Origin of the sequence: Komagataeibacter sp. FNDCR2 (assembly GCF_021295395.1) — a bacterium.
Classification (GTDB): Bacteria; Pseudomonadota; Alphaproteobacteria; order Acetobacterales; family Acetobacteraceae; genus Komagataeibacter.
In genome coordinates, this window is record NZ_JAIWOU010000001.1 from 2,359,159 (window position 1) to 2,367,500 (window position 8,342).

The 8,342-nt window shown below is 64.5% G+C and carries 11 protein-coding genes (1 of these 11 running past the window's edge); 7 read left to right on the top strand and 4 right to left on the bottom strand.

The window, feature by feature from the left end; all coding sequences use genetic code 11:
• The first annotated feature begins 24 nt into the window (after positions 1-24).
• From pth to LDL28_RS11350, 6 genes are all read left to right on the top strand, one after another.
• Positions 25-597, top strand: a complete 573-nt coding sequence (gene pth / locus LDL28_RS11325) for an aminoacyl-tRNA hydrolase (protein ID WP_233058646.1) — start codon at positions 25-27, stop codon at positions 595-597.
• 6 nt (positions 598-603) lie between these two features.
• Entirely contained in the window at positions 604-1,698 is a 1,095-nt protein-coding gene (gene ychF, locus LDL28_RS11330; RefSeq protein WP_233058647.1) for a redox-regulated ATPase YchF, read from the top strand.
• A gap of 46 nt (positions 1,699-1,744) precedes the next feature.
• Positions 1,745-3,028 (top strand): glutamate-5-semialdehyde dehydrogenase, encoded by a 1,284-nt coding sequence (locus LDL28_RS11335; protein WP_233058648.1) that lies wholly within the window; start codon positions 1,745-1,747, stop codon positions 3,026-3,028.
• Between the two features lie 56 nt (positions 3,029-3,084).
• Entirely contained in the window at positions 3,085-3,678 is a 594-nt protein-coding gene (locus LDL28_RS11340) for a nicotinate-nucleotide adenylyltransferase (RefSeq protein ID WP_233059276.1), read from the top strand.
• Between the two features lie 98 nt (positions 3,679-3,776).
• A complete protein-coding gene (gene rsfS / locus LDL28_RS11345; RefSeq protein ID WP_233059277.1) occupies positions 3,777-4,226 on the top strand; it encodes a ribosome silencing factor in 450 nt (149 codons plus the stop codon).
• 3 nt (positions 4,227-4,229) lie between these two features.
• A complete protein-coding gene (locus tag LDL28_RS11350; protein ID WP_233058649.1) occupies positions 4,230-4,688 on the top strand; it encodes a 23S rRNA (pseudouridine(1915)-N(3))-methyltransferase RlmH in 459 nt (152 codons plus the stop codon).
• 24 nt (positions 4,689-4,712) lie between these two features.
• Here the strand turns inward: LDL28_RS11350 and LDL28_RS11355 are convergent, their stop codons facing one another.
• The 4 genes from LDL28_RS11355 to LDL28_RS11370 all read right to left on the bottom strand — a co-directional run bounded on the left by LDL28_RS11355 (position 4,713) and on the right by LDL28_RS11370 (position 7,934).
• Positions 4,713-5,462, bottom strand: a complete 750-nt coding sequence (locus tag LDL28_RS11355) for a CHAP domain-containing protein (RefSeq protein ID WP_370636319.1) — start codon at positions 5,460-5,462, stop codon at positions 4,713-4,715.
• Between the two features lie 320 nt (positions 5,463-5,782).
• Positions 5,783-6,133 carry a RidA family protein gene (locus LDL28_RS11360; RefSeq protein ID WP_233058651.1) on the bottom strand — a complete coding sequence of 117 codons (351 nt, stop codon included), beginning with the start codon at positions 6,131-6,133 and terminating at the stop codon, positions 5,783-5,785.
• Positions 6,134-6,213: 80 nt separating this feature from the next.
• The gene (locus tag LDL28_RS11365; RefSeq protein ID WP_233058652.1) at positions 6,214-6,852 is read right to left on the bottom strand and encodes a nucleotidyltransferase family protein; all 639 of its coding nucleotides are present in this window, start codon (positions 6,850-6,852) and stop codon (positions 6,214-6,216) included.
• Positions 6,849-7,934, bottom strand: a complete 1,086-nt coding sequence (locus tag LDL28_RS11370; RefSeq protein ID WP_233058653.1) for an XdhC family protein — start codon at positions 7,932-7,934, stop codon at positions 6,849-6,851. The genes LDL28_RS11365 and LDL28_RS11370 overlap by 4 nt, the downstream gene beginning before the upstream one ends.
• A 127-nt stretch (positions 7,935-8,061) precedes the next feature.
• Between LDL28_RS11370 and LDL28_RS11375 the strand changes: the two genes are divergently transcribed.
• Positions 8,062-8,342, top strand: the 5' portion of a protein-coding gene (locus LDL28_RS11375; protein ID WP_233058654.1) for a host attachment protein. The gene runs 100 nt beyond the window's last position; 281 of the gene's 381 nt are visible here — the first part of the coding sequence; its start codon is at positions 8,062-8,064; the stop codon falls past the right edge of the window.

The window sequence follows — 8,342 nt, forward strand, 5'->3', positions numbered from 1 at the left end:
ACGGACACGACAGGAGAAGACACGATGCTGCTCTGGACCGGTCTTGGTAATCCCGAGCCGGGGATGAGCCGGAATCGTCACAATGTCGGGTTCATGGCGGTGGACCGGATTGCCGACCGCCACGGGTTTTCCCCGTGGCGGAAACGCTTCCGTGGCGAAATCGCGGAAGGGATGGTCGGACGGCATAAGGTGCTGCTGCTCAAGCCCATGACGTATATGAACCTCTCGGGTGAGAGCGTTCAGCAGGCGGCGGCCTTCTACAAGCTGTCCGCCGATTCCATTACGGCATTCCATGACGAGCTGGACCTTGCTCCCGGTCGCATCCGCGTAAAGCGGGGCGGCGGGGCGGCGGGGCATAACGGCCTGCGGTCGATGGACCGTATGCTGGGCACGAAAGATTACTGGCGCGTGCGGCTTGGCATCGGGCACCCCGGTAGCCGCGAGCGTGTCACGGGCCATGTGCTGGGTGATTTCTCCCGCACGGACCGCGAGTGGCTGGACCCCATGCTCGACACGCTGGCCGATACGGCCGCGATTCTGGCGGACGGGCAGCCGGAACTGTTCATGACAAGAATGGCCGCGCAGGCCGGGGAGTAAGGGCGTATGGGCTTTAACTGTGGCATCGTGGGCCTGCCGAATGTGGGCAAATCGACGCTGTTCAACGCCCTGACCGAGACCGCTTCGGCCCAGGCCGCGAATTATCCGTTCTGCACGATCGAGCCCAATGTCGGCCGGGTCGCGGTGCCGGATGCGCGGCTGGCCGAACTGGCGCGTATTGGCAAGTCACAGAAGATCCTGCCCACCAGCCTTGAATTCGTGGATATCGCGGGCCTCGTGCGCGGGGCTTCGCGCGGGGAAGGGCTGGGAAACCAGTTTCTGGCCAATATCCGTGAGGTGGACGCCATCATCCATGTCCTGCGCTGTTTCGAGGATGATGACATTACCCATGTGGAAGGTGGCGTTGACCCCATCCGCGATGCGGAAATCATCGAGACGGAACTGATGCTGGCCGATCTCGAATCGCTGGAAAAGCGCATTGTCGCGCTCCAGAAAAAGGCGCGGGGCAATGACCGTGAGGCCGCGGCCCAGGTCGAGCTGATGGAACCGCTGATCGCGGCGCTGCGTGAAGGCGAGCCCGCGCGCAAGGCCATTCCCGCGGGGCAGGAGGAAGCGGTGCGCCGCCTTCAGCTCATGACCTCCAAGCCCGTGCTGTATGTCTGCAACGTGGATGAGGCGTCGGCCGCGACCGGCAACGAATTTTCCGAACGCGTGCGCGCCCGCGCCGAGGCGGAAGGCGCGGCGATGGTGGTCGTCTCCGCCGCGATCGAGGCCGAAGTCAGCCAGTTGGGCGCGGAAGACCGCGTCGAGTTCCTGGAGGGGCTGGGCCTGAAGGATAGCGGGCTGGACCGCGTGATCGCAGCCGGGTACCAGTTGCTGGGCCTGAGCACCTACTTCACCGTAGGGCCCAAGGAAACCCGCGCCTGGACCATTACCAAAGGCACGAAGGCCCCGCAGGCTGCCGCCGTCATTCACAATGATTTTGAACGTGGCTTCATTGCCTGCGAAACCATTGCATATGATGACTATATTGCCTGCAATGGCGAAGCGGGCGCCCGTGAGGCCGGGAAGCTGCGTATCGAAGGGCGGGATTACGTGGTGCAGGATGGCGATGTCCTGCTGTTCCGCTTTAACGTCTGATACGGGCGTGCCGCCCGTTCAGGAATAGATGAAGGAGTAACGGATCATGGATCAGGCTGTTGCAACCCCCACGCGGGCTGATGCACCGCAGCCGGACGTGATCCGCGCCATGGCCATGGCCGCGCGCCAGGCGGCCCGCACGCTGGCCCGCAGCACGACCGAAACCCGCAATGCGGCGCTGAAGGCCGCCGCCGCCGCCCTGCGCGCCAGCCAGACCGAACTGCTGGCGGCGAATGCGCGCGATCTGGCGGCGTTTGGTGGGGCCGCGGCCTTTCGCGACCGGCTGACCCTGACCCCCGAACGGGTCGAGGCCATGGCGCAGGGGCTGGAACAGGTGGCCAGCCTGCCCGACCCGGTTGGCCATGTCATGGCGGAATGGGACCGTCCCAATGGCCTGCGCATCCGCCGTGTCGCGACGCCGGTGGGTGTCATCGGCATGATCTATGAAAGCCGCCCCAACGTGGGGGCGGATGCCGCCGCCCTGTGCATCAAGTCCGGCAACGCGGTGATCCTGCGTGGCGGGTCGGACAGTCTGAACAGTGCGCGCGTCATCCATGCGGCCATGCAGGCGGGGCTGCGCGCGGCGGGCCTGCCGGTGGAATGCGTGCAGATCCCGCCCGATGCCGAACGCGCGCATGTCGCGTCCATGCTGGGGGCGGCGGGGCTGATCGACCTCATCATTCCCCGTGGCGGCAAGTCACTGGTCGAACGCGTATGCGCCGAGGCCCGGGTGCCCGTGCTGGCCCATGCCGAAGGGCTTTGCCACACTTACGTCCATGCCGCCGCTGATCTGGAAATGGCGCGGCGCATCGTGCTCAACGCCAAGCTGCGCCGCCCCGGAATCTGTGGCGCGACCGAGACCCTGCTGGTGGATCAGGCGATCGCGCCAAAGATCCTGCCGGGACTGATCGAGGATCTGGCGACCCGGGGCTGCACCTTCCGCGCGGACGCGCGCGCGCGCGACATCGTGCCGGATCTGCCGCCGGCCACGGAAGATGACTTCGCCACGGAATGGCTGGACACTGTTCTGTCCGTGGCCGTGGTGGATGGCGTGGAGGAGGCGCTGGCCCATATCGCCCGCTATGGCAGCGCGCATACCGAGGCCATCGTGACGGAAGACGCGCAGGCCGCCGCCACGTTCCTCAACGGCACCGACAGCGCGGTTGTCATGTGGAACGCCTCCACCCAGTTCTGCGATGGGGGCGAGTTCGGCTTCGGCGCGGAAATCGGCATCGCGACCGGGCGCTTCCATGCCCGTGGCCCCGTCGGGCTGGAGCAGTTGACCACCTACCGCTACGAAGTGATCGGCACGGGGCAGATCCGGGCCTGACCGCATTGCCACGCGACAGGGAGCAGGCCATTCCCGTGCGGGGGGATGGGCGGCATATGCGGGTGGGGCTGTTCGGCGGGTCGTTCAACCCGGTGCATGACGGGCATATCCAGTTGGCCCATCGCGCGCTGCGGCAACTGGCGCTGGATCAGGTCTGGTTTCTTGTCTCGCCCGGCAATCCGCTCAAGCCGGTGGCGGGCATGGCCCCCCTGCCGGAGCGTCTTGCCGGGGTGCGCGCGCGTATCCATGGCCTGCGGAACAGGAAACTGCTGGCGACCGATATCGAAGCCCGGCTTGGAACCCGCTACACGGTTGATACGCTAAGACGGCTGAAGCGGCTTTTTCCGCATGTGCGTTTTGTCTGGCTCATGGGGGCGGACGGGCTGGCGCAGATGGGGCGGTGGCGGCGGTGGTGGGATATCGTCAACATGGTTCCGCTCGCGATCCTGCCACGGCCGGGCTACAATCCCGCCGCGCTGCGGGGGCGGATCGCGCGCAGGCTGGCGCGCTGGCGCCGTCCCGCGCGGGCGGCCCATCTGCTGGCCACATGCACGCCCCCGGCATGGGTCTTTCTTCCCGCGCCGCAGAACGCTATATCTGCTACGCAAATACGTGCATCGCGGGCCGCTTGTGGCCACGAACGGGAGTAACAGCCATAACCAGAAAGCCGACAGCCGAGAATGGCGCCAAGCGCCGGACCGGCAGTACCTCTTCCACAACAGCGCAGTTGCGCCCGCAGGCGGGTTCACTGGGTAGTGCGGTTCAGGTGCCGGGCACGCCCCGCAAGAAAGCCGCCGTCGCTGGTCCCGTTTCCGCTGGAACACGGGAAGCGGACCCCCGTGTGGAGCAGTTTCTGGAAATCATCACCACCAGCCTGGAAGATGACAAGGCCGAGGACATCGTCGTCATCGACCTGACGGGGCGCGCCTCCTTTGCTGACCGGATGGTGATTGCAACGGGTCTGGCGGACCGGCAGATCGCGGCCATGGCCGCGCATATCGACCGCAAGCTGGGCGAAGCCGGGCTGAAGCGCGTCCTGACCGAAGGGGCCAATGGTTCCGACTGGGTGCTGCTGGATGCGGGCGATATTGTCGTGCATCTGTTCAAGGCGGAGGCGCGTGCGCTGTACGGGCTGGAACGGATGTGGGGCGCGGAACTGGATGTGCCGCCGGAGGTTCCCGCCACGTCGGTGGAATAAGGGGTGTTTCACCTGATCGCGGTGGGACGCATGAAGGATCGGGTGGAACGCGACCTGTTCGATCGCTACGCCACCCGGCTTTCACCACGCATAAAGCTGACCGAACTGGCGGAAGGGCGGGGCGCCCCGAACGAGATCAAGCGCAGGGAAGGGGCGGCCATTCTCTCCGCCCTGCCTGATCGCGCCATTGTCGTGGCCATGGATGAAGGCGGGCAGACTTATGACAGTCTGGCCTTTTCAAAGGCGGTGGAACGCTGGATCGAGACGCCGCGCCCGCTATGCTTCGTTATAGGCGGGGCGGAAGGTCTGGATGGGCCGGTTGTCCAGCGCGCGGACCACACCCTTTCGTTTGGCAGGATGACATGGCCGCATATGCTGGTGCGTGGCATGCTGGCCGAGCAGCTTTACCGTGCCCGCGCCATTTCGGCCGGGCATCCCTACCATCGGGCCGGTCGGCCCTGACGGCAGGGTCAGTAAAAAAACAGCCTAGCGCAGGGAACGATTCGGCGCATCATCCGTATAGGCGAGGGAGGAAGACGCGCGCCCGGCAATGCTCTCCGGTGCTTCCGCCACTTCGGTCGTGGCATGACGTGACTGTGCCTGCGCCATGATTGTCGGGTTGCGCGTTGCTTTCTGGTAAGTAGCCAGCATCATGTTCGATGTCGTGTCGGGCCGGGCGTAAATGAAGCCATAGGTCGGGTAGATACTGCCATAGGCGCCGCTGCGGTTGTTGAGTGCGACGCGGACGGCCGACCAGTCGTTATTCGGTGAGACATCGATCACGGATACATCGCGGCTGATTCCGCGCTGGCCCCAATGGGACTGGTCAATGATGATTGAGCGGCTATTGACCAGGTGGCGTACCACCGCCACATGACCAAGCGGCATGCGGCGTGTGCCGCGGAAGTTCAGGACACTGCCTTCTTCCGGCGCATTGCCGCGCGCATAGTGGCCAGCGGCCTTGTACCACCAGTCAATGGCGTTGCCGTGGATTTCAACATCGGACGCGGCCTTGGCAAAGGCCACGCACTGGATGACATGCCCCCGTTCCGCCACGCGGCGTGTACCGGCATGGTGGGCCAGGGCATGGCGGGATGCGGCATGATGGATGGGCGAATGCGCCGCATGGCTGGCCTGCTGGGTGGTATGGGCCTGACCGGGGGCTGAAAACATGAATCCGAACGAAGCACCGAGAACGGAAAGAAAAACGCTACGCTTCAGGTTCCTGATCCACATTTTTCGCAATCTCTCCACCTCTGCCGGGGTGATATGACAATAACCCGCTCACATCGTGTTCATCGAGTAGCAAGCCCATCGCAACCCTGACAAGCCTGTGTCGCCAGCGATGAAGAGCCACGCAGCATATTTCGCCCAAAAACGTAATCTGGGGCAAAAAATAGGAATATAATCTTTAAGTGGACTCTCTAACCCTTGTTTTTCAGGCGACTGCCCCCCCGCCGGAGTGGTGGAGAACAGAAGTGGAATGATTCTCGGGAAACGGGAAAGTTGCAAAAATGTGACATGTTAAAGAGGGGCTTTCCCGCTTCCCCAGGGTGTTATTTGGTGCAGGTCAGCATGATCTCGACCAGCACGTCGGGATGGGCCATCGTGGCCTGTATGCAGGCGCGTGCGGGCGCGCCATCCTTGGGCAGCCAGGCGCTCCATACGGCGTTCAGGGCGTCACGGTCGTTGATGTCCTTCAGCCAGATCTGGGCCTGGAGCAGGCGGGTGTTGTCGGTGCCATGCAGTTCCAGCGCCTCGTCAATCTGGGCCAGCACATCCTTGGTCTGGGCCGTGATGTCGGCGGACAGGTCGCGGGCCACGAATCCCTGCGTGAACAGGAAGCCATGATATTCCACCACCTTGGACAGGATGGGGTTGGGCTCTGTGCGGATGATCTTGCTCATGTCATTGGTCCTGGTTGGTTGGCAGGCGTGCGGACGGGCCGCAATCCTGTTTCCTCTCTTTGCGCCGGTCAGCGCCGAGGTCAACCGCCCGTAAAAAGCCGTGCGAATTCGGCCAGCCGGGCGGGTGTATCAAAATCCTGCGTGATCTCCGGTCCCGCGGGAATCCGCAGCATGGCGGATTGGTGTTGCAGCACCAGGCCGCGCGCGCCCTGGTCGCCACGCAGGGCCATGAGCGCGGGGAACAGGGCGCGGTTCCATATTATCGGGTTTCCCCATCTGCCCCCCAGCATCGGCAGCGCGCCGGGGCGGTCGGGACGTGCCATGAAAGCGGCGATCAGGCGGTTGATCAGATCCGTCCCGATCAGGGGCATATCCCCCAGGCAGATCAGCGCCCCCGCCACGTCATGGCGTGGGCCGAGCGCCTGTATCCCCGCCGCCAGCGTTTGCGACAGCCCGGCCACGTAATCTGGCGCGGTGATGAAACTGACCGTACGCCCCGCCTGCACGCCCGGCAGGGCGGCCTCATGGATTTCCCCGGCCCGATGGCCAAGCACAACCGTAACCGGATCCGCCCGACTGGCGGTGACGGCACGCAGGGTGCGCGCGATCATGGGCAGGCCCGTGGCGTCGGGGGCCAGCAGCTTGTGGAGCGGAGCCGTGCGGCTTGACGTGCCCGCGGCCAGAACAATGGCCGCGATACGCGACGGCGTTCCGCTCATGCCCAGCCGGATAACCGGCCCAGAGGCTTGTTGTGCCGCACGGCCACGATCTCGGCCAGAATGGACAGGGCAATTTCAGCCGCGCCCACCGCGCCGATCGCCAGCCCGACGGGGCCATGAATCCGCGCGATCTGCGCCTGCGCAAATCCGGTTTCCTGCAACCGTTCCGTGCGTGAGGCCTGGGTTTTGCGTGAGCCCAGCGCACCTATATAGAAGGCGTCGCTGTTCAGGGCGTAGTGCAGCGTCGGATCATCCAGTTTGGCGTCATGCGTCAATGTAACAATGGCGGTCTGGTTATCGACGCCCAGCCGTTCAAGGGTTTCATCCGGCCAGTCGGTCTCAAGCGTGATGCCGGGAAACCGCTCCGCCGTGGCCAGTTGGGAGCGCGGATCGACCACGGTCACGCTAAAGCCGGTGGTCTGCGCCATGGGGGCCAGAACCTGTGCAATATGCACGGCCCCAATGATCAGCAGGCGCGGCGGCATGGGAATCAGGTGCAGAAACCACTGTGGCTGTCCCGCATCGTCTTCCAGACGGAGGCTGCGCCCGGTTTCAAAAACGTCGCGCGCACGGGCCTGGAGCTTCCGGGCCATGGCCGCATCCGTCGCGGGGGCTGTCCCGTCATCCTTGTAGAGAAGCCGTGACTGCCCTGTCGCGAGTTCGGTCGCGACAATAACGGGTATGCGGGCATGGCGTCTGGCGGCCACCGTTTCCAGCAGGTCCAGATCCAGCGTGCCCTGCGGGTGGGTGGGCGTGCGCACCGCCGCGACATACACATCCAGCAATCCGCCACAGGCCAGGCCGACCGCCCATGCATCGTCGCTCGATACACCGTAGGAAAGGCTGATGGGCTGTCCGGTTTCCATGACGCTTCCGGCTTCCTCGATCACCGCGCCTTCCACGCAGCCCCCACTGACCGAGCCCTCGATGCGGCCATTGGCGCACACCGCCATCATGCTGCCCGCCGGGCGCGGGGAACTGCCCCATGTCGAGGTTACTGTCGCCAGGGCGCAGGGCAGGCCCGCGCGTGCCCATTCGATCAGGAGATCCAGGGGATCCCGTGTGGAGGAAAGCTGTGTCATGACAGAGCTACTCTATCAGCACAGATACAGTCGTGCCAGCCGGTAGACAGGCGGGGTTGGGCGGCCCATGTATGTAATAACGCATGCTTCGCCCATGGTGGGCCGACGCATGAATGGAGAAATGCAAATGAGTTATGTCGATCCCGTCTGGTATGTCGTTGCCGATAGCATCCATGCCCGTATTCTCAAGCATGGCGAACATGGCCTTGCGACCTTCACCCATCTCAAGAGCGACGACGCCAAGGGTATGGATGCGCCCCGCAATGGCGCGTATGGCAAGGTGATTGCCGAATTCCTGAACGGCGCGGCGCGCCGCAAGGAAGCGCCGGGCATCGCCATCGCCGCGCCGGGGGAAGTGATGCACCAGATTCGCGCCCATCTGGATGTGCAGGCCCGTCCGCTGGTGGT